General features: G+C 44.3%; 22 protein-coding genes and 4 tRNA genes. 8 read left to right on the top strand and 18 right to left on the bottom strand.

Annotated features, from left to right (window positions below):
• Positions 1-140 precede the first annotated feature (140 nt).
• Genes D7V32_RS05990 through D7V32_RS05980 form a run of 3 tightly spaced genes read left to right on the top strand, consistent with a single transcriptional unit; the run spans position 141 to position 2,352 of the window.
• The gene (locus D7V32_RS05990) at positions 141-644 is read left to right on the top strand and encodes a YfiR family protein (RefSeq protein ID WP_120401995.1); all 504 of its coding nucleotides are present in this window, start codon (positions 141-143) and stop codon (positions 642-644) included.
• Positions 641-1,879 (top strand): sensor domain-containing diguanylate cyclase, encoded by a 1,239-nt coding sequence (locus D7V32_RS05985; protein WP_120401994.1) that lies wholly within the window; start codon positions 641-643, stop codon positions 1,877-1,879. Before D7V32_RS05990 ends, D7V32_RS05985 begins: the two co-directional genes overlap by 4 nt.
• Positions 1,870-2,352 carry an OmpA family protein gene (locus D7V32_RS05980; protein WP_407641536.1) on the top strand — a complete coding sequence of 161 codons (483 nt, stop codon included), beginning with the start codon at positions 1,870-1,872 and terminating at the stop codon, positions 2,350-2,352. The genes D7V32_RS05985 and D7V32_RS05980 overlap by 10 nt, the downstream gene beginning before the upstream one ends.
• Positions 2,353-2,474: 122 nt before the next feature.
• Here the strand turns inward: D7V32_RS05980 and D7V32_RS05975 are convergent.
• The 8 genes from D7V32_RS05975 to secA all read right to left on the bottom strand — a co-directional run bounded on the left by D7V32_RS05975 (position 2,475) and on the right by secA (position 8,864).
• Positions 2,475-2,551 (bottom strand) — tRNA-Pro (locus D7V32_RS05975).
• 18 nt (positions 2,552-2,569) lie between these two features.
• Positions 2,570-2,645: transfer RNA gene (locus D7V32_RS05970), tRNA-His, on the bottom strand.
• A 38-nt stretch (positions 2,646-2,683) separates the two neighbouring features.
• Positions 2,684-2,760 (bottom strand) — tRNA-Arg (locus tag D7V32_RS05965).
• A 36-nt stretch (positions 2,761-2,796) separates the two neighbouring features.
• Positions 2,797-2,873, bottom strand: a tRNA-Pro gene (locus D7V32_RS05960).
• Positions 2,874-3,038: 165 nt separating this feature from the next.
• Positions 3,039-4,106, bottom strand: coding sequence for a quinolinate synthase NadA (gene nadA, locus D7V32_RS05955; RefSeq protein WP_120401992.1), 1,068 nt, complete (start codon positions 4,104-4,106; stop codon positions 3,039-3,041).
• A 156-nt stretch (positions 4,107-4,262) separates the two neighbouring features.
• Positions 4,263-5,483 carry a bifunctional glutamate N-acetyltransferase/amino-acid acetyltransferase ArgJ gene (gene argJ / locus D7V32_RS05950; RefSeq protein WP_120401991.1) on the bottom strand — a complete coding sequence of 407 codons (1,221 nt, stop codon included), beginning with the start codon at positions 5,481-5,483 and terminating at the stop codon, positions 4,263-4,265.
• 166 nt (positions 5,484-5,649) lie between these two features.
• Positions 5,650-6,006 carry a hypothetical protein gene (locus tag D7V32_RS05945; protein ID WP_120401990.1) on the bottom strand — a complete coding sequence of 119 codons (357 nt, stop codon included), beginning with the start codon at positions 6,004-6,006 and terminating at the stop codon, positions 5,650-5,652.
• Between the two features lie 137 nt (positions 6,007-6,143).
• The gene (gene secA, locus D7V32_RS05940) at positions 6,144-8,864 is read right to left on the bottom strand and encodes a preprotein translocase subunit SecA (RefSeq protein WP_120401989.1); all 2,721 of its coding nucleotides are present in this window, start codon (positions 8,862-8,864) and stop codon (positions 6,144-6,146) included.
• Positions 8,865-9,209: 345 nt separating this feature from the next.
• Between secA and D7V32_RS05935 the strand changes: the two genes are divergently transcribed.
• The 3 genes from D7V32_RS05935 to D7V32_RS05925 all read left to right on the top strand — a co-directional run bounded on the left by D7V32_RS05935 (position 9,210) and on the right by D7V32_RS05925 (position 11,704).
• Complete coding sequence (locus D7V32_RS05935; protein WP_120401988.1) at positions 9,210-9,845, top strand: peroxiredoxin; 636 nt, start codon at positions 9,210-9,212, stop codon at positions 9,843-9,845.
• A gap of 468 nt (positions 9,846-10,313) precedes the next feature.
• Positions 10,314-11,129: an MBL fold metallo-hydrolase gene (locus D7V32_RS05930; RefSeq protein ID WP_120401987.1), complete on the top strand. Its 816-nt coding sequence runs from the start codon at positions 10,314-10,316 to the stop codon at positions 11,127-11,129.
• The gene (locus tag D7V32_RS05925) at positions 11,126-11,704 is read left to right on the top strand and encodes a dual specificity protein phosphatase family protein (RefSeq protein WP_120401986.1); all 579 of its coding nucleotides are present in this window, start codon (positions 11,126-11,128) and stop codon (positions 11,702-11,704) included. The genes D7V32_RS05930 and D7V32_RS05925 overlap by 4 nt, the downstream gene beginning before the upstream one ends.
• Before the next feature lie 26 nt (positions 11,705-11,730).
• Here the strand turns inward: D7V32_RS05925 and D7V32_RS05920 are convergent, their stop codons facing one another.
• From D7V32_RS05920 to trpA, 4 genes are read right to left on the bottom strand one after another with little or no spacing between them, the layout of a single operon-like run.
• Positions 11,731-12,714, bottom strand: coding sequence for an SPOR domain-containing protein (locus tag D7V32_RS05920; RefSeq protein WP_120401985.1), 984 nt, complete (start codon positions 12,712-12,714; stop codon positions 11,731-11,733).
• Positions 12,711-13,997, bottom strand: coding sequence for a bifunctional tetrahydrofolate synthase/dihydrofolate synthase (gene folC / locus D7V32_RS05915; RefSeq protein ID WP_120401984.1), 1,287 nt, complete (start codon positions 13,995-13,997; stop codon positions 12,711-12,713). The genes D7V32_RS05920 and folC overlap by 4 nt, the downstream gene beginning before the upstream one ends.
• Positions 13,994-14,890: an acetyl-CoA carboxylase, carboxyltransferase subunit beta gene (accD, locus tag D7V32_RS05910; RefSeq protein ID WP_120401983.1), complete on the bottom strand. Its 897-nt coding sequence runs from the start codon at positions 14,888-14,890 to the stop codon at positions 13,994-13,996. Before accD ends, folC begins: the two co-directional genes overlap by 4 nt.
• A complete protein-coding gene (gene trpA, locus D7V32_RS05905) occupies positions 14,887-15,690 on the bottom strand; it encodes a tryptophan synthase subunit alpha (protein WP_120401982.1) in 804 nt (267 codons plus the stop codon). Before trpA ends, accD begins: the two co-directional genes overlap by 4 nt.
• Before the next feature lie 354 nt (positions 15,691-16,044).
• Between trpA and D7V32_RS05900 the strand changes: the two genes are divergently transcribed.
• A complete protein-coding gene (locus D7V32_RS05900; RefSeq protein ID WP_120401981.1) occupies positions 16,045-17,382 on the top strand; it encodes a Na+/H+ antiporter NhaC family protein in 1,338 nt (445 codons plus the stop codon).
• 51 nt (positions 17,383-17,433) lie between these two features.
• Here the strand turns inward: D7V32_RS05900 and D7V32_RS05895 are convergent, their stop codons facing one another.
• On the bottom strand, positions 17,434-18,462 hold the full coding sequence (locus D7V32_RS05895; protein ID WP_120401980.1) for an AraC family transcriptional regulator: 1,029 nt from the start codon (positions 18,460-18,462) through the stop codon (positions 17,434-17,436).
• Between the two features lie 156 nt (positions 18,463-18,618).
• Between D7V32_RS05895 and D7V32_RS05890 the strand changes: the two genes are divergently transcribed.
• Positions 18,619-19,497: a metal-dependent hydrolase gene (locus tag D7V32_RS05890; protein ID WP_120401979.1), complete on the top strand. Its 879-nt coding sequence runs from the start codon at positions 18,619-18,621 to the stop codon at positions 19,495-19,497.
• A gap of 59 nt (positions 19,498-19,556) precedes the next feature.
• On the opposite strand, the gene D7V32_RS05885 is transcribed toward D7V32_RS05890, so the two are convergent.
• The 5 genes from D7V32_RS05885 to D7V32_RS05865 form a co-directional block, all read right to left on the bottom strand.
• Positions 19,557-20,549 carry a DUF2804 domain-containing protein gene (locus tag D7V32_RS05885; RefSeq protein ID WP_120401978.1) on the bottom strand — a complete coding sequence of 331 codons (993 nt, stop codon included), beginning with the start codon at positions 20,547-20,549 and terminating at the stop codon, positions 19,557-19,559.
• A 148-nt stretch (positions 20,550-20,697) separates the two neighbouring features.
• Entirely contained in the window at positions 20,698-21,210 is a 513-nt protein-coding gene (locus D7V32_RS05880; protein WP_120401977.1) for a DUF1543 domain-containing protein, read from the bottom strand.
• A gap of 21 nt (positions 21,211-21,231) precedes the next feature.
• Positions 21,232-21,957, bottom strand: a complete 726-nt coding sequence (locus D7V32_RS05875; RefSeq protein ID WP_120401976.1) for a CPBP family intramembrane glutamic endopeptidase — start codon at positions 21,955-21,957, stop codon at positions 21,232-21,234.
• Positions 21,958-22,181: 224 nt separating this feature from the next.
• Entirely contained in the window at positions 22,182-23,408 is a 1,227-nt protein-coding gene (gene trpB / locus D7V32_RS05870; protein ID WP_111885382.1) for a tryptophan synthase subunit beta, read from the bottom strand.
• Positions 23,392-24,033: a phosphoribosylanthranilate isomerase gene (locus D7V32_RS05865; RefSeq protein ID WP_120401975.1), complete on the bottom strand. Its 642-nt coding sequence runs from the start codon at positions 24,031-24,033 to the stop codon at positions 23,392-23,394. Before D7V32_RS05865 ends, trpB begins: the two co-directional genes overlap by 17 nt.
• Positions 24,034-24,097 lie beyond the last annotated feature (64 nt).

The raw sequence follows: 24,097 nt of genomic DNA, 5'->3' as shown, positions 1-24,097 counted from the left end.
TACCTTTTTTCAAATTATTTTTACGTATGTCGATTTTTTAAACACATTCGGTGTTTTATGTACTATTATTAGACATATTTCTCAGTTTTCTTGTTTTATATTAAAACAAACACCCTCTTGATTTGGTTATTTGTGAGCACATGCTTCATTTACACAGAAAACTTTTAATATGGATGTGTGCAGCGATTATTTCACCAACTATCTATGCTGCCCCTACATCTAATATTTACAGCACATCTTTTGCCATTTTAAGTTATGCAAAGTGGCCTAATCCCGTGCCTGAAATTTGTGTCGTGAACAATCCGAGCTTTGCTCAGCAGTTAACAAACCATTTACCAGCAAATGCTTCTTACAAAATCAGCAATATTCAAAGTCAGCAAATCAAGAACACGAATTGTACAGCTTTATTTTTCAGCACACTCTCTGATCAAGAAGAACAGCATCTGCTTAATACAGCTGTAACATTCCCAGCACTTTCTATTAGCACCAATAACAATAACTGCGAAATTGGCAGCGCCTTCTGTTTATATAAGAAAGGATCGAACTATGCCTTTAAAGTAAACATGGAGAGCTTAAGCCAATCCAAAATTCATATTGATCCGCGCGTATTACTGCTCGCAAAAACAGCGGAGTCCAATCAATGAAACAGCTCTACAACCCCATTACATTACATCAGCTCTTCACACGCTCCCAGCTGACCATATTTATTCTAACTTTTGGCATGTGTTCTGCTATTTTGCTTGCCATCTCTACTTACACCATGAATACCTATGCTAAAAGCAGTTTAAATATTTTATCTCAGGCCATTAATGAACGCCTGCAGCCCGCAGTCGTATTTAATGACCAAAACACCATGGGCAAAATTATTCAGGAATATAATCAGCAATACCCCATCCGCTCAATTGATATTTTTTCGCCGCAGCAAACTGTTATGGCGCATACGGAACAAGAACCTATTAGCAAATGGTCAAGCCAGTATCTGCTAGACTCTTTATTTTATAGGGAACCAATCACACTCCCGATCAAGCACGACAATATTATTTACGGACAGCTGGTTGTTTATGGCAACTCTTCAGATTTGGTCAGTTTTTTCCATAAAATTTTACTCGGTTTATTTATTGGATTTCTTATTTTACTTGCAACTGTGTTTTGGTCTGTCAGTTCGGTCTACCAATACCTCATGCAATCTATTCGCAATACCGTTGAATCAGCACAAACCATCAGCATGAAAAAAAATTACACCATGCGTGTAGCAAGTTCAGATATTCAAGAACTGCAAGCTTTAAGCACAGCCTTCAATGGCTTATTAAGCGAAATTGAGCAATCTAACAACAACTTAGTTTTTGAAAATAGTAAATTACAGCATCAATCCCGCCACGACCCAATGACACAGCTGCCAAACCGCAATTATTTCTATGAAACGTTATTTAAACTTTTTGAAGACAATTCCGTTAAAAACGCCGCTGTATTTTTTATTGATATTGATCAATTTAAAAATATTAATGATCAGTATGGCTATCTTGCTGGCGATGCTGTTCTTCGCGCTTCCGCCTACTGCGTTAAAAAGATTTTACCGGAAAATGCTTTTTTCTCCCGTTTAGGCGGTGATGAATTTGCAGTCATCGTGCCAGATATTATGGATATGCAAACCATAGAAGCACTCTGTCAGCAAATTCATAATTGTTATTCATTAACCTATATGTATGAGCAGAGGCACATTTACCTCAATGCCAGCATTGGCGTTGCGCTTTCTCAACTTGCAAAATCCCCTGAAGATTTAATTACTGACGCAGATCAAGCCATGCACGATGCCAAAAACCGTGCAGATAAATGGCATATCTCCTCTCAATCAAAACTATCTATAGGTTCATTATGCTAAGAAAAATCTATCTCTCTATTTTTATACTTTCTCTCACAGCAGTATTTAGCGGCTGTATGAACCTAGGAAATGTCAGCTACAAACAGGCCCGCATGCTTAAAAAAGAAGGTTTCGAGCTTCAGAATGAAGGATGGACTCTTGCATTGCCTGAACGTCTGCTTTTCAGCTTTGATGATTACCGCATCCAAAACCAGCAAACAGTCAAACTGACTAACCTCTCTAAACAATTAAAAAAATATGAGTTAGATAAACTGAAATTTACTGGACATAGCGATAATGTCGGCCAAGCCAGCTATAACTACCAGCTCTCTCAAAAACGCGCTCAAAGCGTTGCAAATATATTTTTAGCACAAGGTTTTCAGTCTAAGAATTTACAAATTTTAGGCCGCGGCTCAGATCAGCCCATTGCGAACAACGACACTGAGGAAGGCCGCGCCAAAAACCGCAGAGTAAATATTACAATCATCCCATAATCACTAAAATCATATAAACAAAAAAGCCTCTTTTTAAAGAGGCTTTTATTTACAGATGCCAAATTTCAGGCATAAAAAAACCGCTGAATGCGGCATCTTTATCTCGACCATCTTTAAGGAGATGGTCGGAGCAGTAGGATTCGAACCTACGACCCCCTGGTCCCAAACCAGGTGCACTACCAGGCTGTGCTATGCTCCGATTTCAACTGCTAAGAGTTGGGGTGAATGACGGGATTCGAACCCGCGACAACTGGAATCACAATCCAGGGCTCTACCAACTGAGCTACATCCACCATAACAGCATTTGATTCTTAATATCAAGCGACCTAAATGGCGCGCCTGACAGGATTCGAACCTGTGACCATCCGCTTAGAAGGCGGATGCTCTATCCAACTGAGCTACAAGCGCGTTACTTGATGAAATCATCATGTTGCCTTGAAGAATTGGTCGGAGCAGTAGGATTCGAACCTACGACCCCCTGGTCCCAAACCAGGTGCACTACCAGGCTGTGCTATGCTCCGCTTCATCTCAGCTTGCACCGTTCAACTTATCTTTCGATGTATCGTTCGGTACGGTGTGCATTCTAGGCGTGACGCTGGATAACGTCAACACCTATCTGCAAAAAAATCTAAAAAAACGCTTCAACCGCTTATTTATCAAGCATTATAGCTATTTTACAAGCAATTTTAACGTTTTAAGCTTGCGCTGAATTCAAGCATGCGGTCTAAAGGCAATTTAGCGCGCTCTGCCAAGGCAGGATCTACGAATATTTCTTGATCACCTTTTTGCAAAACCTCTAAAATTCCATCCAATTCATTCATTGCCATCCATGGGCAATGCGCGCAAGAACGGCAAGTTGCCCCTTCTCCAGCAGTTGGCGCTTCAACCAATATCTTATTGGGCACAGCTTGCTGCATTTTGTAGAAGATGCCGCGGTCTGTTGCTACGATTAAACGCTCATGAGGCAAAGTTTGCGCCGCTTTAATCAATTGTGAAGTACTGCCGACAGCATCTGCAATATCAACAACAGATTCAGGCGACTCTGGATGCACCAATACCGCGGCATCTGGATACAGCGCTTTCATATTAGCAATGCCGCGCGCGCGGAATTCTTCATGCACGATGCAGGCGCCATCCCAAAGCAGCATATCTGCGCCGGTTTTCTTTTGAATATAACGGCCCAAATGCTGATCTGGCGCCCAAATGATTTTTTCACCCAGACTGTCTAAGTGCTCCACAATTTCTACAGCGCAGCTTGAGGTCACGACCCAGTCTGCACGCGCTTTCACTGCTGCAGAAGTATTGGCATAGACCACAACGGTATGGTCAGGATGCGCATCACAAAACTGGGTAAATTCATCCACAGGACAGCCCAAATCCAGAGAACAGGTGGCCTCTAAGGTCGGCATCAGCACGGTTTTTTCCGGCGAAAGAATTTTTGAAGTTTCGCCCATAAATTTAACGCCGGCCACAACTAAGGTGGTTGCCTCATGATCACGCCCAAAACGCGCCATTTCTAAAGAATCAGAGACACAGCCCCCAGTCAGCTCAGCAAGCTCCTGCACTTCTGGGTCACAATAATAATGCGCAACCAGAACCGCATTGCGCTTTTTCAATTCAACGCGAATGAGCTCAAACTTTTCAAGCTTTGCTTCTTCCGTAAGCTGATGCTCTTTTAAATCACCCAAACGGTCTAAATGCGCCTGCACAATGGATTTAGCTTCATTGGCAATTAAATTATCCGCATTACTCATAACTAGGTCTTCTCTATCCTTTGTGCCCACTTTACAAAATGAGCATTACCCAAAACACTGGTCTAAAATGGCTTATCTTGACTTTTTAGACCAGTCAATAAAAAAATTGCAGCTGCAAAAAAGCCTCACAACGGAGGCTTTTCATCTAACAATCAATTACGAACGGTAATCAGCATTAATCTTGACATAATCATAAGATAAGTCACAGGTATATACTGTATCTTTTTCTGATCCGCGGCCTAAATCAACACGGATAGTGATCTCTGTTTTCTGCATTTCTGCTGCGCCAGCCGCTTCTGTATAGTCTGCTGCAGCACCGCCATCCTTACAAATTTGAACATCACCTAGCCAAACTTGAATATTTTCAACATCCAGCTCAGGCACACCTGCATAGCCAATTGCCGCCAAAATACGCCCCCAGTTCGGATCAGAAGCAAATAACGCCGTTTTTACCAGCGGTGAATGCGCAATGCTGTAAGCAACATCACAGCACTCTTGCGTATTTGCGCCGCCTTCGACTGCGACAGTAATAAATTTAGTCGCGCCTTCACCATCACGTACAATCAGCTGCGCTAAACGCTTCATCACGCGCGTGAATACTTCTGCCACGACTGCATAACGCTCATCATCTTTTGATGTAATTTCTGCACCGCCAGCCTGACCTGTAGCTGCAAAAATGCATGAGTCATTGGTCGAGGTATCACCATCGATCGTAATACGGTTAAATGATACATTTGCAGTCTCACTTAAAAGCTGCTGCACCAGTTCTTGGCTGATAGGCGCATCCGTCGCTACGTAGCCAAGCATCGTCGCCATATTCGGGCGGATCATGCCTGCACCCTTAGAAATACCTGTCATGCTGTAGGTAATGCCATCCAGCATAAACTGCTCAGATGCGCCTTTAGGCGTCGTATCTGTGGTCATAATGCCAGTTGCAGCATCAAGCCATGCATTTTCACTTAGAGAATCTAATGCAGGCTGCAAACCAGACAGCAGGCGTTTCATTGGAAGCTGCTCACCAATCACACCGGTTGAAAAAGGAAGAATTTCAGAAGGCTTCACCTGAGCCAGCTCTGCCAATTTAAAACAAGTTGCTTTGGCATTATCCATACCTAGCGTGCCTGTTCCAGCATTCGCATTACCAGTATTAATAATCAAATAACGTGGATTGCCCATTTCCAAATGCTTTTTGCAAACACGCACAGGTGCTGCGCAAAATGCATTTTGGGTAAATACGCCCGCAACATTAGTTCCTTCAGCAAATTCAAAAACAACTAGGTCACGTCGGTTCTGATAACGTACATATGCTTCTGCTGAACCAATTTTTACACCTTTCACCGCATGCATTTGCGGCATAGATACGTCACCAACTGCCATTTTTAAACGTCCAATTCGGATTTGAAGAAAAATACAGCTTAGAGTAAAAAACATAAAAAATCGAGTAGAAGCCGTGTATTAGCAAGACTTTTCTTCTATATCAAGGCATGAAGTTCAAATAACAAAAAACCAGCTCAGCGGCTGGTCTTAAGTGTTCTGAATAAAATCAGTTACGTGCAAGCTGAGCCGCTTCATTTAATAAAGCTTGCTTCGCTTTTTGCTGACTGGCTGTAGACAATGCTGGATTGTCTGCAACAATGCGGTCTGCATTTGCGCCATTTGCAGCTGCAATAGCCGCTGTTTGAATCACGATTGGCTTATTAGGATTCTCAAATGTATAACGTATGCCTGTGCGCGGACTGGTCACCGTTACTTTACCATCTGCGCCAATGACAGCATCTGCTGTTGTTGGGCCAAGCGCCTGCTTTACCTTTTCAGGTGTTGTTGTTTGAGCTGGATTGGCAAATGCAGCTGCTGGAATTGCCAACATAGCAATCATGAAAGGCTGTAATAATTTTTTCATTATCTTTTCCGCAAGATCAAAGGTTCTTTGCAATTAAATACCACCGAATACCGCGAACTGCAAATACTATTGGCTGACTGCAAATTTATTAAACAAAAAAATCAGAACCTCAGGGTTCTGATTCGTTTAGGTATCACTTAAATTCTGCCGTGACACTGCTTATATTTCAGGCCTGAACCGCATGGACATGGCGAGTTGCGGCTCTCTGGCGGAGTAATGACATTTTCTGCCGGTGTAAATTGCGCTTCAACTTCAGGCGCACTGTTTTCTTCCAGCAAGCTGTCAAACTCAGCATGCGACAAATTCAGCTGCATTGCCTCGGCTTGAGCCTGTTTCTGCGCTTCCATTTCTGCAATTTCCTCTGCAGTCGGCACATGAACACGTGAAATATCGGTCACAACATCTGATTTAATCACTGCAAGCATATTTACAAATAAGTTAAATGCTTCTTTTTTGTATTCTTGCTCTGGGTTCTTTTGAGCATAACCGCGCAAATGAATACCTTGGCGCAAGTAATCCATCGCAGCCAAATGTTCTTTCCAATGACGGTCTAGAGAACTGAGTACAAAATGACGCTCAAGCATGGCTGCAGACTCATCGCCCATCTGTACACGGCGTTCACGGTAACGTGTCAGCACTTCATCCGTAATACGCGCAGACAAACCTTCTTCGTCCAGACGGCGGTCTTCTTCCAGCCATGCGCTAATTGGCAGATCAACAGCTAAATCTTCACGCAGCGCTTGCTCTAAACCAGCAATATCCCATTGATCATGAATAGACTCAGGCGGCACATAGCTGCCAATCACACCCTTCATCACATCTGAAATCATGCCTTCGATGTACTCTTGCAGTGTATTTGCCGCAAGCACTTCATCGCGCTGAGAATAAATAATTTTACGCTGTTCGTTATTTACATCATCGTACTTCAGCAAGTTTTTACGGATGTCAAAGTTGCGCGCTTCAACTTTACGCTGCGCATTTTCAATTGAGCGTGACACCATTTTGTGCTCAATGGCTTCATCTTCTTTCAGCCCCATCGCACGCATCATGCCGACAACACGGTCACCGGCAAAGATACGCATCAAATCATCTTCAAGAGACAAGTAGAAACGTGAAACACCAGGGTCACCCTGACGGCCTGCACGGCCGCGCAGCTGGTTATCGATACGGCGTGATTCATGACGCTCAGAACCGATAATATGCAAACCGCCAGAAGCTAAAACAGCCTCATGATTTGCTTCCCATTCCGCTTTCAAGCGCTGTTCATCTTCTGATGCCGGATTTTCAATTTTAGCCAGCAACGCTTTCCAGTTACCGCCCAGCAAAATGTCTGTACCGCGGCCAGCCATGTTGGTTGCAATGGTTACAGCACGCGGAGAACCTGCCTGTGCAATAATATCCGCTTCGCGCTCATGCTGCTTAGCATTCAGCACCTCGTGGTGGATACCCGCTTCTTTCAGCTTGTCGGATAAAATTTCAGAAGCTTCAATGGTAGCGGTACCAATCAAAATTGGCGCTACGCCAGCTTCATGCACACGCTGAATTTCTTGAATAATTGCGTTGTATTTACCGTTACGGTTCAAATAGATCAAATCATTTTCATCCTTACGCACCATTGGGCGGTGAGTCGGAATCAAGACCACATCTAAACCGTAAATTTCTTTCATTTCCGCCGCTTCAGTATCAGCAGTACCTGTCATACCTGAAAGCTTTTTGTATAAACGGAAATAGTTCTGGAACGTCGTAGTTGCCAAAGTTTGGTTTTCAGGCTGAATTTCTAAGCCTTCTTTCGCTTCTACCGCTTGGTGCAAACCTTCAGACCAGCGGCGGCCCGGCATTGTACGGCCAGTGTTTTCATCGACAATGATCACTTCGCCATCATGAATGATGTACTGCACATTGCGCTGATACAAATAATGCGCACGGATCGCAGCAGATACGTGATGAACAAGGTTTAAGTTATTTGATGAATATAAGCTTTCGCCTTCAGCCAATAGACCCATTTGAATCAGTTCATTTTCAACTGTTTCATAGCCGACTTCGGTCATTTCAACGGTACGCTGTTTTTCATCAATCCAAAAATGGCCGCCATCTGCGACTTTTTCTTCTTTCTGCGCATGCAGCTTAGGCGGAATGCTGTTAATTGCCGCATAGAGCTGAGAAGAGTCTTCACTTTGACCAGAAATGATCAGCGGCGTACGCGCTTCGTCAATTAAGATGGAGTCGACTTCATCGATAATGGCATAAGTCAGGCCGCGCTGCTTCTTCTCTCCTAAAGAGAACACCATGTTGTCACGCAAATAGTCGAAACCGAATTCGTTATTTGTCCCATAGGTAATATCTGAGCGGTATGCATACGATTTTTCTGTTGGGTCTTGCATTGAGTAGATAATACCAATGCTTAAACCTAAGAATTCAAATAGCGGACGGTTTAACTCAGCATCACGCTGCGCCAAATAGTCATTGACGGTAATGACATGCACGCCTTCACCGCTTAAAGCATTCAAATAACAAGCCAGCGTGCCCATGAGGGTTTTACCTTCACCGGTACGCATTTCTGCAATTTTACCTTCGTGAAGCGTAATACCGCCAATCAGCTGTACATCATAATGGCGCATGCCCATCACACGCTTTGCCGCTTCACGGCAGACAGCAAATGCTTCAGGCATTAATTTATCTAGGCTTTCACCATTTTTATTACGTTGTTTGAATTCTTCAGTTTTTGCAGATAAGTCTGCATCGCTTAGTGCAGATATCGTCGGCTCGAGCGCATTAATCTTTTCTACGATTTTTCGCATGCGTTTGAGTTCGCGCTCATTTTTAGTACCGAAGATGCCTCCGATCAGACTTGCCAACATGAATAGACTCTCTAGAACTTGCTTGTCAAATGAATAAATTTTCTTAGCCGTTATTATGGTGCTAGAAATTTGAAGTACAAGGGCTTTGCACAAAAAGCCCTTAAAAATATATCTCAGTATTTTCTAGCCCGATGGACTTAAGGCCAGTTAATGTAACAAATTTCAATCATGCCACATAGTGGTTTGAGGCTGCGTTTTATCTGCTAAAAGCATCAAAAAAATACTTAAACCCCGCTTACTTATCTCATTTACTCATAAAGAAATATGAAAACACTATTTTTCAAGATAAGAAATTTATTTCATAGTCGTTTGTACATACCGACAATAATATTTTGAGGCAGCATCATGAGTTTACGTTTAGGCGATACCGCACCAGACTTCAATCAAGATTCCAGCGAAGGCCGAATCAATTTTTATGAATTTTTAGGTGACAGCTGGGGCATCCTGTTTTCCCACCCTGCAGATTACACGCCTGTCTGCACCACAGAGCTCGGCTTTACGGCAAAGCTGAAAGATGAATTTTCCAAACGGAATGTCAAAGCAATTGCGCTTTCTGTAGATGATGTCGAGTCACATCACGGCTGGATTAAGGACATTAACAGCACACAAAACACAACAGTTAACTTTCCAATTATTGCTGACCAAGACCGTAAAGTGTCTACGCTCTATGACTTTATTCACCCAAATGCCAGTGAGACACTGACTGTACGCTCCCTGGTAATTATTGATCCAAACAAAAAAGTACGTCTGATTATTACCTATCCAGCGTCTACAGGACGCAACTTTAATGAAGTTTTGCGTGTTGTCGATTCACTGCAGCTGACAGACAGCCATAAAGTGGCAACGCCTGCAAACTGGCAGCACGGTGAAGATGTGGTGATTGTACCGTCGTTAAAAGATGAAGATGAGATCAAACAGCGCTTCCCGAAAGGCTATACCGCTATAACGCCTTATTTACGCCTCACGCCACAGCCTGAGTGAGGATCAGCAAGGCACTGCCTTGCCCGAACGCAAGGCTCACAGCTGGGCTGTGAGCGCAAAATATAAAAAGCACTGCTTTTAGTTATGCGCAAGACAAGCAAAGCGCGTAGCTTTAGATCAAACGGAGCACTGCTCTGCCCTTGCGCAAGACGAGAAGCTATGCTTCGAGTGACAAAATTAAAAGGATTCCTTTTTAATTTTGCGCAAGGCAAACGCAGTGCGCAGTATTTGATGCACTGCAATGTTTCCGCCAAATTTACGCAAAAGAAATTAGATTAGGAGTAGTCACAGCATCCAAATCCAGCAGATCTCTATTGTTGCAAGCCGATACAGCGCTGTTAAAAACCTATCCTCAGATAGGCTTTTTATCCATCAGATTTCAGGATTTACAAAATTGCGCTGAACAGCTTTGGAATATTGCCAAATGATCAGTTATAACTAAGCAAACCTCATGACTAAAATAATGCCGTGATTTATAACATTCATCATTTGCACTGCGGCACCCTGTGCCCAGTTTGCGGCCCGCTTTTTGGCCAGAACACTTTTCATGCGCATATCATCTGCCACTGCCTACTGCTGGAAACAGATCAGGGCTTGGTGCTGGTTGACACAGGTCTAGGCATGCAGGATTACCTGCATACAGAGCAGCGCTTAGGCCGTCTGACCGCAAAAATAGCACGCATACAGCATGACTTGTCTTTAAGCGCAATTGCGCAAATTCAGCAGCTCGGTTTTCAGCCCAGTGATGTCAAACATATTTTGCTTTCACATTTAGACTTTGATCATGCCGGAGGAATCTCTGACTTTCCCAATGCAACAGTTCATGTTCTTTCCAGTGAATATAATGCTGCGCAAAATTTAAAAAATATCAAAAACCGTGCGCGCTATAAACCAGAACAATTTAAACAGCACCGCTATTGGAATTTTATAGAGCCTGCTCAGGGCGAAAACTGGTTTAACCTGCACCGCACTCAAGGCTTACAGCTATTCCAAGATGAAATTTTAATGATCCCGCTGCCGGGCCATAGCGCTGGACATAGCGGCATTGCCATGCAACAGAGTGCAGGCTGGCTATTTTTTTGCGGCGATGCCTATTACTCACACTTAGAACTGGATGGCAAACATTCGCTTAGAGCCTTATCAAAATTAGAGCAGACTTTTGCTGAAGATAATCGGCAGCGTTTAAAAAACCTAAATAAGATTCAGCATTTGGCACAAACAGAAAGCAGCATTGAAATAATTTGCGCTCATGACCCTATTGAACTTGCGAGGTACAAAAAATGATCCGCAGCACACTGCTGATATGCGCACTCGGATTAAGCATGACTGGCTGTATGACTTCTCCAGACTGGACCGAAACACAGCGCCCAAAAAATTGGGGCATGCAGATAGAAAAACAGCATAATTTTTATAAAATCAGCGATTGGGTCTATCGCAGCGAACAGCCCAACTCACAGCTGCTAGAAGATTTGCAAGCACACCATATTCAAACGGTTATCAATCTTCGCAGCCGAAATACCGATGCCGGCGTTTTTCCTGCTGAACAATTTAATCTTGTACATATCCCAGTTCATACTTGGGCGATTTCACGTGAAGACCTGCTGCAAGTAATGAAGCAATTACAGCTGTCACGCCAGAAAAATCAGAAGGTACTGATCCATTGCTACCACGGTTCAGACCGTACTGGCGCAAGTATTGCGATGTACCGTATTATTTTTGAAGGCTGGGACACAGCAAATGCGCTCAATGAAATGAAACATGGCGGTTATGGCTTTCATCCCATTTGGCAAAATATTGAAGCCTTATTTAGCCCTGAAAATATAAAATGGATCCGCCAGCAGCTGGCGGATCCATCATAAAGTTTTCGATCTGCGGCAGATAAGAGTTAACGCTTATCCAAAGGCACCCATTCAATAACCCAAGCAGACTTCATATTTAAGCTTGCATCATTGGTGATTTTCTTACGGGCAGCATCGGCAGCTTCACGGTTTTTAGATGGGCCAACCATAATACGCACACCTTTCGAGGTTGGACTCTTTGTGACTTTAAAACCTTTAGCTTTCAGCTTTGAGGCTAATGCATCGGCATTGGCTTCATTGGCAGCCAGCGCCACCTGCACCATCCATTGTTTATCGCCATTTTCAAGAAGTTCACGCGCTTTCTCAGCTTCAGCCTTTTTCTTCGCTTCTTCAGCTTTACGTTTTTCTTCAGCACGCTGCTTTTCTTCGGCTTTACGTTTTTCTTCAGCCTTTTGCTTTTCTTCAGCTTTACGCTTATCTTCAGCCTTTTGCTTTTCTTCGGCTTTACGCTTATCTTCAGCTTTCTGCTTTTCCTCAGCTTTACGCTTTTCTTCAGCCTTACGTTTTTCGTCTGCAGCCTTTTGAGCCGCAGCCGATTCAGACTGCTGCTGTTTCTTCTGCTCTAGCTTTTTTTGCGCAGCCAGTTTTTCCTCAGCCAAACGCTTCTGTTTCGCTTGATCATCTTCGATCAGCTCTGGCGGAATATTATCTGAACTTTGCTGTTCTGTACGGCGCGCATTTAAGGCCGCATATTCTTCAGCCGCTTTACGCGCAGCATCAGCTTCAGCCTGCTGCTGCATCGCTAAGAAATCAGCAGCGCGGGCTTCCTGTTCTGCTACCGCTTTTTCACGTGCGCGCTTTTGCTCTTCCAGCAAACGTTTTTCGGTTTCAACATCGACAGTTAAACCAGCAGCGCCAGATCCTTTATTTTGCTCTGCTTCAGAGGCCCGTTCAGGACTTTGCACACGATTTTGGTGTATTTCATCTTGGCCTTTCAGCAGCAGCGCAGCCAGCAAAACGCCGCCGCCTAATAAGACAGCACCGCCCATCCAGCGCTGCTTGTTGTTCATTGACATTCTTCCAAATACTCCCAGACCGCTTCCAAGGTATGGAATGATCCGCATACTAAAATCAGCTGATTATTTTTAGTTTCATCTAAAGCTGATTTAAACGCTGTTTTGACATTATCGAAATGTTCTGCCTGCTGACCTTGCAATGCATCAAGCAATTGATTCATTTCTGCGGCACGCGCCACATTTAGTGGTGCAATTTTCCACATTAAAACAGAATCTTTCAATAAGCTGACGACAGATTTTATGTCTTTATCGGCTAACATTGAAAAAACACCGACAACTTCTGTGTATTGTTTATTGTATTGTAAATAATTTCGCAATTGCTTTAACAAAAATTCAACGCCATGCGGGTTATGCCCCGCATCAAAAATAACAGTTTTTCCTGCAATTTGACGGATTTCAAACCGCCCTTGCAGTTTAACCTGTAAAATACCGGCTGCAATCGCCTCTTGACGGACTTGCAAGCCACTTAACAAAACCGCAGCGACTGCAGTCGAAATATTTTCTAATGCCAAACTGCCAACCGGCAATTTTAAAGTCGTGCCTGAAGATGCAAACATCCAAGACTGACCATCTTCAGCAGGCTGATAAAAATAATCACGGTTCAATGCATACAGCGGCGCGTTGCATTCCGCAGCTTTGGCTTCTATGGCCTTTGGCAGCGCTTGTTCACCGCCAAAAATGACTGGAATTTCAGGACGGATAATCCCAGCCTTTTCATAAGCAATTTTTTCAATCGTATCGCCCAGCCAGTCCGTATGATCTAAACCGATATTGGTAATGACCGCTACATCTGGATTGACAACATTGACGACATCTAAACGGCCGCCTAAACCAACTTCCAGCACCCACACATCACATGCCTGCGCTTTAAAAATCACGAAAGCCGCTAGAGTAGTCGCTTCAAAAAAAGATAATGATAAATCGCACGCACGGCGGGCTTCATCGACAGCCACAAAGGCATCGACCAGCACCTGATCGCTGACCTCTTGGCCTTGCAGTTTCACCCGTTCATTAAAACGGTAAATATGCGGAGATTGATAAAGACCGACCTTATAGCCTTGCGCATTTAAAATGGCGGCTAATGTTGTCGTCGTTGACCCCTTGCCATTGGTTCCTGCTACGGTTAATACCTTCGCATCTGGGCGGGTAACGCCCAGTTTTTCAGCGACAGGAATGACACGTTCAAGACCTAAATCAATCCCTGTAACGTGAACATGGCTCCAATAATCGAGCCATGTGTTTAAAGAATCTACTGCAAGAGGTGCTGTTGTGTTCAAGACAAGTTCATCAGTTTCGCGACAATGCGATATACAGTATCACGTAATGCATGACGGTGAACAATTTGATCGATTACACCATGATCAAGCAAATATTCAGCGCGCTGGAACGGTTCTTCCAATTTTTCACGCACAGTTTGTTCAATCACACGCTTGCCGGCGAAGCCGATCATCGCTTTTGGTTCTGCAATATGCACATCGCCCAGCATAGCCAATGACGCTGTGACACCGCCATACACAGGATGCGTCAATACAACCAGATAAGGCAGTCCTGCATCTTTCATTTTTTGAATCGCAGCAGAAGTACGCGCCATTTGCATTAAAGACAGCATGCCTTCCTGCATACGCGCGCCGCCTGAAGCTGCAAAACAAACCAGGGGCTGTTTCATTTCAATTGCACGTTCAGCCGCTTGAACAAAACGGTCACCGACTACTGTACCCATTGAACCAGCCATGAAATCAAACTCAAAGGCACAGGCAATCAAAGAAATACCTTTTAACTGGCCTTGCATCACCACTAGCGCTTCTGTTTCACCAGTGTTCTTTTGCGCTTCCGCCAGACGTTCTGGATAAGGTTTGCTGTCGACAAAGCCCAATGGATCTTTCGCGGTAAACTCTTGGCCCAATTCAGTTTGTACTTGGTCAAAGAACCAGTTCAAACGTTCACGGGCTTTCATGCGTAAATGTTCATCACACTGCGGGCAAACATAAGCATTGAAAGACATTGCTGTACGTGTCACTAAAGCGTGGCACTCAGGGCATTCTATCGTTGGCTCAGTAAAAGTCGCTTTTAATGTCTGCTGTTCATCCGGTACATGAATGCTTGGCACTGCGCGCTCTGTCCACGGAGTTGCCGGACTCAGCGTTTTCCCTGCTTTGACGTCTTGACTCATACTAACTCATCGAGCGCTGCTCGAAGCTCCTTCACTTTATTCACCGTTGCTGTTACGGCTTGTTCTGGCGCTAGGCTGGCAAACTGCTTCACAAAAGCACTGCCGACAATTACAGCATCTGCAACTGCACCCATGGCTTTCGCAGAGGCAGCATCACTGATGCCGAAGCCTACACCCACTGGTACATCAGTGGCAGCTTTGATTTTCTGAATACGGCTGGCAGCTTCTGAAACATCTAAAGTCGCCGCGCCCGTCACCCCTTTCAATGACACATAGTAAACAAAACCGCTGGCTTGTTTTACAACATGCTGAATACGTTCATCCGTTGAAGTCGGCGCAAGCAAGAAGATTTGATCCATGCCGTATTTTTTCAATACTGCATCTAAATCTTTTGCTTCTTCTGGCGGCAAGTCCACCAAAAGCACACCGTCTACACCGCAGTCTCTGGCATATGCCACAAACTTTTCATAGCCAATCACTTCTACAGGGTTTAAATAGCCCATCAAAACCACAGGTGTTTCTGTATCATTTTGACGGAACTCTTTCACCATGTTCAGCGCGTCCAGAGTATTTGTGCCGCCTGCCAAAGCGCGTTCAGCTGCTAGCGCAATCACAGGGCCATCGGCCATTGGGTCAGAAAATGGAAGTCCCAATTCAATTACGTCCACCCCAGCCTCAACCATTTGATGCAGCAAAGGTACTGTCACTTGCGGGTGAGGATCACCAGCCATGACATAAGAAACCAAAGCTTTGCGCTGCTGAGATTTCAGCGCTCCGAATCGTGCTGCTAAACGTGACATAAGGTTTACTTTCCTTGAATGGTTCAAAACTGTATTGGCTTTGCAGAAATACAAGACACCGCATTGTAACGCTATTTTTCCCCCATTGAACAGGGTATGAGCGTTTGCGCGCGTATTTCCGCTCTACGCATTTATCCAGAAAAGCCCGAAAGCAACATTTACGGATATTTCGTTTTTTTTCACAATGATCAAAGATGCCTAATTTCAGGAAATAAATAAATCCTATGAATTAATAGAAACTTAATTTTATCAATAAAAACCGATATAAATAACAGAGTTAGCTTTTACATTAAAGTTTTCTGAAATAGCAAAACCTGCTTTATACTAGCGCTATTCTTAATTTTTTTATCTCCTATGACCTCCCATTTTCATGGAAAAGTTCAAGCGCGCGCGATTGCACTGCTTCCTATTATTGTTTTTTTAGCCATATTTTTAGGCAGCGGCATTTACCATACTGTCATTGGAACAGCGTTTGCTTTTTACCAAATGAAAGCGCCTGTGGCGGCCATTCCTGCCATCATGCTGGCCGTGCTGCTGTACCGCGGAAAACTGAATGACGGTATTGATACTTTCCTGAAAGGCGCAAGCCACCCTAACCTGATCTTAATGTTCATGGTATTTATGCTTGCAGGCGCTTTTGCCAGCGTCAGCAGCGCCATTGGCAGTGTGGATGCAACTGTTCAGCTTGGCCTGTCGGTCATTCCGCCTGAATTTGTCCTGCCCATGCTGTTTATCATTTCAGCATTTATCGCAACAGCCATGGGGACATCCATGGGTACAATTGCCGCCTGCGCGCCGATTGCCTTTGGCTTTACTCAAGCCACAGACATTAACGCCGTCTATGCTATTGGCGCAGTCGTCGGCGGCGCAATGTTCGGTGATAATCTGTCGATGATTTCAGACACAACGATTGCCGCAACAAGCAGTCAAAATGTACAGCTGCGTGACAAATTCCGCGTCAATGTCTGGATTGCAGTCCCTGCATCCATCCTCAGCCTGATAATTTATATGATGATCAGCAGCGGTTCTCAAACGGTTGCATTTACAAACTTTAATGCATGGCTGATTTTGCCATATGCGGCGGTTTTCGTTTTAGCATTCAGCCGCCTGCATGTTTTGGCCATCCTCAGTATTGGCATTGTGCTGTCAGGTTTAATGGGCTTCATTATTCAGCCTGAATTCAGCATGCTGACATTCAGCAATTCAATTTTTGATGGCTTTGTCGGTATGTTTGAAGTCGCGCTGCTGTCGATGTTTTTGGGCGGCTTATCTGCCATTATGCAGCGCGAAGGCGGTTTGGAATGGCTCATTCAGCGGATTTACAGCTTGACCCGCTTATTTAAAATTGGCCAGCAGCGCGCAGGCGAACTCGGTATCAGCCTCTTGGTGGTGTTTTCTAACCTTTTTGTGGCCAACAACACTGTAGCCATTATTTTATCGGGTGATATGGCCCGTGAAGTAGCCAAAGAATATGGCGTAGATCCCAAACGTGCCGCAGCCTTGATGGATATTTTCTCCTGTGCGGTGCAAGGCCTGATTCCCTATGGCGCGCAATTGCTGCTGGCCTGTTCGATTGCAAAAATGTCGCCTGTTGAACTGATCGGCGCGATTTATTATTGCTGGGTACTGACTGTCATTGCTGTATTGGCAATCATTTTCCGCTTTCCAAAACTGAAATCTGCCGCTGCTTGAAGCCTAGTAGCCTGATTCAAGCGGTCAAATGACCGCTTTTATTTTCTCTGTTTATTCGACTTTCAATGCTTTCCTGCGCTGAAGCAAGGTCTGCCCCGTACTGGCTTTATAAGCGCGGGCTAAAGCAGATTGATCTGAATATCCCAGCTGCTCTGCAATTTCAGTCAACGTTATTTTTTGCTGCAGCAGCTGTTCACAGCGCTTCATGCGTTCTTCTTCCAGCACTTTTTTAAACGAGCTCTGCCGTTCACTCAGCTGGCGCTGTAACGTCCGGACTGACATATACAGCTCATCTGCCAACTGCTCAATTTTCGGCGGCTGCGCATGCATACGCAAATATTCCGCGACACGCATATGAAGCTGCAGCTGCACATTTTCCGCCTGCGGTTTAGATGCAATTGCTTCTTCCGCCTGTTTCAACAGCAGCTGCATCAGTGAAGGATCGGCCAATTCTGATTTTAAATCCAAACTTTCAGAACTGAACTCGAAGGCATATCGATCATGACTGAAGCTCACTTGGCAGCCAAAAAATTTTTCATAGTGAAATTTAGCAATTTGCGGCGCATGGGCAAATTGAATATGCAGCAGCTGCAGCGATGCTGGAAAAATCTGTTTTGCCAAATGCGCCATACAGGCCGAGGTCAGCTCATTCAGCAGCATATATTTATCACTCACCCGCGGCCATGTCAGCGCAATTACACGGTCAAACTGCTGTATCTGTAAAGGCTGCGCTTCTGCACCGTCAATGACTAAACGGCTAAAACGCACAATATACTGCAAGGCCTCCGCTACACTGTTGCTGCGGGTCGCCATATAGCCCACCACGCCAAAATGCTCTGCACGGATAAACTTAGCCATTTCAAAAACCAGCTGAGGGCAATCTAAATGCTGGCGGGTCAGCTCCATAATGCTGACAAAAAAACTGGCAGGAGACTGTGAGTCAATGGGCAGCTGCAAAAGCTGCTGCAGCTGCTGCCGATACGGCGCTAAAAAATCCAGCTGCTGCACATTGAGCCCCCGCTCTGCCACATACATCTGCCAGAGCTGAAAATATCCATTCGGTATGTGCAATTCATGCATTCCATCCACCTTATGCAGCCGTTTTTAATATTGCAATTTTGACATGCTTAATTTTCACTTTGGCATTTAATGTATAAAACTTGGCAATAACTGTCAAAACATCCGTAAATTTCTCCGACATACTGCAATCATCCTCGGCAATTAAAGTAAAAAACAATGAATGCCCATGTTAAATATGCCTCTGTGACACCAGTTGTCCGTACCCAGCTGAATTTTAAACTGGAAGAAATTCCGCGCTTCTGGTTTGGCGGTGACCCTTTTCTGACCCGTATGTTTGATGCGCTCAGCCTAACCTTCCCAGATGGTGAACGCTATTTTATTGAATCTGTACGCTTATTCCGCGACAAAATTGAAGATCCTGATTTGCAGCAGCGTGTTGCTGATTTTATCCGTCAAGAGGCGCAGCACGGCATGGCGCATGACAAAATGAATCAGCTGATGAAGCAGCAAGGCATGCCAGTTGATGCCTTTATTCAGCGCTTAAATAAGATTTTTAAATTTGAACTCAGCAAACGCTCAGCTGAATACAATATTGCCATGACCGCAGCGGCGGAACATTTAACAGCGCTGATGGCTGAAACCTTCTGTTCGCGTAAAGAGGTTTTGCAGGCAGCGCACCCTTATGTACGCGCACTGTTTATTTGGCATGCGATTGAAGAAATGGAACACCGTGATGTCGCATTTGATGTCATGAAAAATGTCGCAAAGGTGGATGAAAATTTAAAGAAATTTACTTTGGTTTGGACCAGCGCGCTAATGACCGGCTTCACCTTATACCGTGCCAATGTCATGCTAAAACATGACGGATTCAACCTCACTGAACGCCTAAAATTAAATGTAAAAGGCCTGCCGTGGTTCTTTGGCAGAAAAGGAACACTGACCCGTATGAGCAAGCAGTACCGCGACTGGTTTAAAAGCGATTTCCACCCTAGCCAGCACCCAGTGGTCGATAACTACAATATTTGGCTGAAAACTTTTGAAGATACCCAAGACCCAATTCAAGCTGCAGAAGTTTTCTGGCAAGCTGCTAAATAAATCATCTATCTAACAAAAAAGCCGTATCACGGGATACGGCTTTTTAAGCTCAGCAGCTGCTACCACTTGGCATAATGCCGTTCCAGCAGCCCATATTCATTTAACAAAAGAACTTCCTGATTTTTTAAACGGATACTGCCGCTGACTGCCGCCTGCCATTGACTGAACTGACTGCCGACCAAACGCAAATTTAAATTTTCATAACGGCGCCAGCCAGTATGCACATTCAAATCCAAACTTTCATCTAAAGATCGGATATGCCAAATATTATCATCCTGCTGCTCAAACAGCACATCACTCATCGGGTGCAGAACCCCATTTACCCAAATACAGTTTTCATTGCCAAAACTTTCATTCACGCCAGATGCTAAATTTAGGCCAATGCGGTTTTGATGATTGTCCCAAAAGTTGCAGGACAGCCAGAACCAAGCCGTTTCAGGCCTTAAGAAACCGCATGTATCATCCAATGAAGCGAAGGTTCGCTCATTAAATTGAATGGTTTCACCTTGCTTATTTTTAAAGAAACCTTCACACGTCAAGGTGGTCAGCTTTTGGGTATAAGTCCAGCCATTAATGCCTGTTGGCGAACACATGCTTAAAGGATCTGTGCCTGCGCAAAAAATTCGGGCGCTTAATTGCAATTCACCATGCTTACTTAAACGGATATAGCGCACACCATTGGCATGCTGAATTTCCAGCTGCATACTGGCTTTAGTGAAATGGCTTTGATTAAATAAGGGCTGCTCATCAACCTGAGTTTGCGCAGACAGAATATTAATTGCATTCCAATCCATCACATCTTTGGTCAAATGATCATATACATAAACAAAACCATGCCCAGCCCAGCCAATATCGGCAATGGCCAGCCCAATGGTATAATGCTGATGCTGAATACTGCAGAATTTAAATTTTTTATATTTTAAATGCTTACGCCAGCCCTCTAAAGTCTTGCCATATGGCGTTCTATAGATGTAGCGGTTAATATCAATATTATGCGGCAATTTGCTGAAACGCCCATAATTTACTTGACCATTCGGCTCAATTAAATCCATTTATGCCAATCCTTTGCATAATTGTTCCCAAAATTTCTGCTCCTATTATGCGCAATAATTGGCAGATGAACAGACCATTTAGCCAATAACTGCCAGAAAAACACAAAAATAATGCCGGGTGATTTCCTTATAAAACTTAAATATGCATTTATACATCAATTCGAATGTAACAATTTTCCCATTGCTCAGTTTCAGCTGGACCTTGTCTAAGCTGAATAAAATGCCCTGCAATTTGATCAACAGCAATGCAGTCATCTACATCCAGCACACGGTCGGTATGCTGTTTTTGCCAATGACTGGCAAAATGCGCTTTGCCCAGCTGTTTAGCCTGATTTTCAGCGGCTGCAGCCACCAGCACATAACGGTGCAATTCACCAAATTCGCGCACATCATAACCGCCAAGATTAATCAGCCACAATTTTAAAGCAGATGTCCTAGGCTCTTGCGACAAAATGACTTGGTACGCGTCCTGTGCAGTATAGGCTGCTGTCACTTTCATCCATGCATCTATATGCAGGCCATTCTGCTCACCAAACCATGCTTCCCGCAGCTGCGGATAACAGTCTTCCAAGCTTTCGCCAGCAGCAAAAACAACATCATGCACTTCGGTATTGGCTTTGGCATGCCGCCCGCCAAGCATGACCATATATAAATTTGACACCTTCTCTCCTATATTCCAGCATCAGTTCCCCGTATAGGACTGCAGCAATTTCAATAAAATCACGCCGCCTAGCGATAGTACCGCATTATTCACAAAATGAATGAGTAACACATGCCAAATATTGCGCGTCCATAAATATACAAGGTTTAAAAATAGACCTGCCGCCATAAAACTGATGGCGGCAATCAGATCGCCGTCAAAATTATGATAATGAATTAGGCCAAATAAGATCGCGTTCAACACCACTAAGACTGCTCGCCATAGCCAAGGCTGTACAAACAGCTTTTGCAGCAAGGTGTAACGGAAGATAATATCTTCGAGCAAAGCGGTAAATAATGGCCCAAGGCTGATGATCAGCAAGCTGAAAAAGGCAATCGTATTGGGATCAATAGTCGATTCTTTTTCAATGCTCTCGCCAACTGGCAACAGACTGCGTGTAAATGAAATCACCACTTGCAATACAACCGCACCGACAATCACCAACAGACTTGAGCGCCAAAAGGCCTGTTTATACTTTTGCCAGTGCGTATACAGCATCGTCTTATAGAGCCAACATACAGCAATAAATAAAATGCCTCGAAAAATCGAATCGCCTAAGGCAACTTGAACCGGCGCACCGAACAATTGTTCTAAGACAAAGCTATTCAGCAGAATTAAAGGAATGATAAGTACTGCAAAAGTATCTCGTGCATTCCAACTGATTTTTTGAGGAAAAGATTCAGCACGAACCAAGTGTGTAAATGTCATTATTATTGAGTCTTTGTTAAACCGTTAAATCTCTCCAATATCGTGATGTATTTCACACTTATTTTCTGCATAGGTTTTGTAGAACTTTGCCTCAATAAAATCTTCAGCCATAAAAAATCGCGCAGAAGTTATTCTGCGCGATTTTTTAAATCCTCCCAACCCTCCTTTAACAAAGGAGGACTTATCCCCTCATTGAATTTGATAAAAAGGGGCTGAGGGAGGTTTTACATCTCAACCATTTCCACGCCATCAATGCGGGCAACGGTCATTAAGTCTTTATCGCCGCGGCCTGAAACCGTCGCAATAATGATTTGGTCTTTGTCCATCGTCGGAGCAAGTTTCGTCACATAAGCCATGGCATGTGAGCTTTCCAGTGCAGGGATAATGCCTTCGATTTGGGTTAAGTCACGGAAACCTTGCAATGCTTCAGTGTCATTGATCGGCACATAGTTTACGCGGTGCATGTCTTTGAGGAAGCTGTGCTCAGGGCCAACACCCGGGTAGTCCAAACCTGCAGAAATTGAATGTGTTTCAATAATTTGACCTTGGTCATCCGACATCAAGTAAGTACGGTTGCCGTGAAGTACACCGACATGACCTGCGTTTAATGGTGCAGAGTGCTTGCCTGTTTCAATGCCGTAGCCTGCAGCTTCAACACCGTACATTTTCACATCTTCATCATTCAAGAACGGATAGAACAAGCCCATCGCATTTGAACCGCCGCCCACACATGCAACCAATGCATCAGGAAGGCGACCTGCTTGTTCCTGAATTTGTTTACGCGCTTCACGGCCAATGATGGATTGGAAATCACGAACCAATTGCGGATAAGGATGCGGACCCGCCACTGTACCAATCACGTAATAAGTTGAATCGACATTGGTGACCCAGTCACGCATCGCTTCGTTCATGGCATCTTTCAATGTTTTTGAACCGCTTTCTACCGGCACAACGGTTGCGCCCAATAAGCGCATACGGTAGACATTCATGGCTTGACGTTTAACGTCTTCAGCACCCATAAATACCACGCATTCAAGGCCTAAACGCGCTGCAATCGTCGCCGTTGCTACACCGTGCTGACCCGCGCCTGTTTCCGCAATAATACGTTTTTTACCTGACAGCTTAGCCAGCAAAGCCTGACCAATGGTGTTATTCACTTTATGTGAACCTGTATGGTTCAGGTCTTCACGTTTTAAGTAAATTTGCGCACCGCCCAACTCTTTCGACCATCGCTCAGCATAATATAAAGGACTTGGACGACCGACGTAATACGCCAAGTCACGGTCGAATTCTGCCAAAAACTGGGCATCATCTTTCATGCGGAAATAGAGTTTTTCTAAGTCCTCAAGTGCTGCCATTAGAGTTTCTGACACAAAACGCCCGCCATGAATACCGAAATGCCCTTGTGCGTCAGGGAATTGGGTATAGTCAATCTTATTTTGCTGATCCACGATGGACTCCTTGCATAAAGCGTTCTATGAGTTGTTGGTCTTTGATACCTTTGCTTGATTCTACCCCGCCGCTGACATCGACTGCATAAGCGCCTGTGGTGCGAATCGCATCTTCAATATTTTCAGGTTTTAAGCCGCCTGCCAAAATTAAAGGAATATCCAGTTTGGGAAATTGAGCCCAATCAAAACTGTGCCCTGTACCGCCTTTTAGCTCGGGATGCCAAGCATCTAAAAGTACGGCACTTGCGCCTGCTGCCTGATAGTTTTGAATTTCTGCAATCACATCCAGTTCAGGTTCAACCTGAATGGCTTTATACCAGCGGCGTCCAACAATTTGCGCAATCGTTTGACATTGTTCAGGATTTTCATCGCCATGAAACTGCAGTATGTCTACAGGTGAAATTTTTAAAATATCCTGTACATCCGCAGCCGATGCATTCACAAATAAACCCACGGTCTGTACATAAGGCGGCACATGCTGAATCAGCTCAGCAGCCTGCACTGCCGTTACGCTGCGCGGGCTGGGCGCAAAGAATACAAATCCAATCGCATCTGCGCCTGCTTGGACGACAGACTGAATATCTTGAATACGTGTAATTCCGCAGATTTTGGCACGGGTTCGCATGTTGTTTTGGCTCTGACTCCGCCCTATTCATAGCCTATCTATGAATATGAAGGCGAATCATTGT

It is taken from the genome of Acinetobacter tianfuensis, from assembly GCF_003611465.1.
In the GTDB taxonomy this organism is placed as follows: domain Bacteria; phylum Pseudomonadota; class Gammaproteobacteria; order Pseudomonadales; family Moraxellaceae; genus Acinetobacter; species Acinetobacter tianfuensis.
The sequence above is the reverse complement of the archived record's forward strand: the minus strand, read 5'-3'. Positions and strand labels throughout refer to the sequence as shown.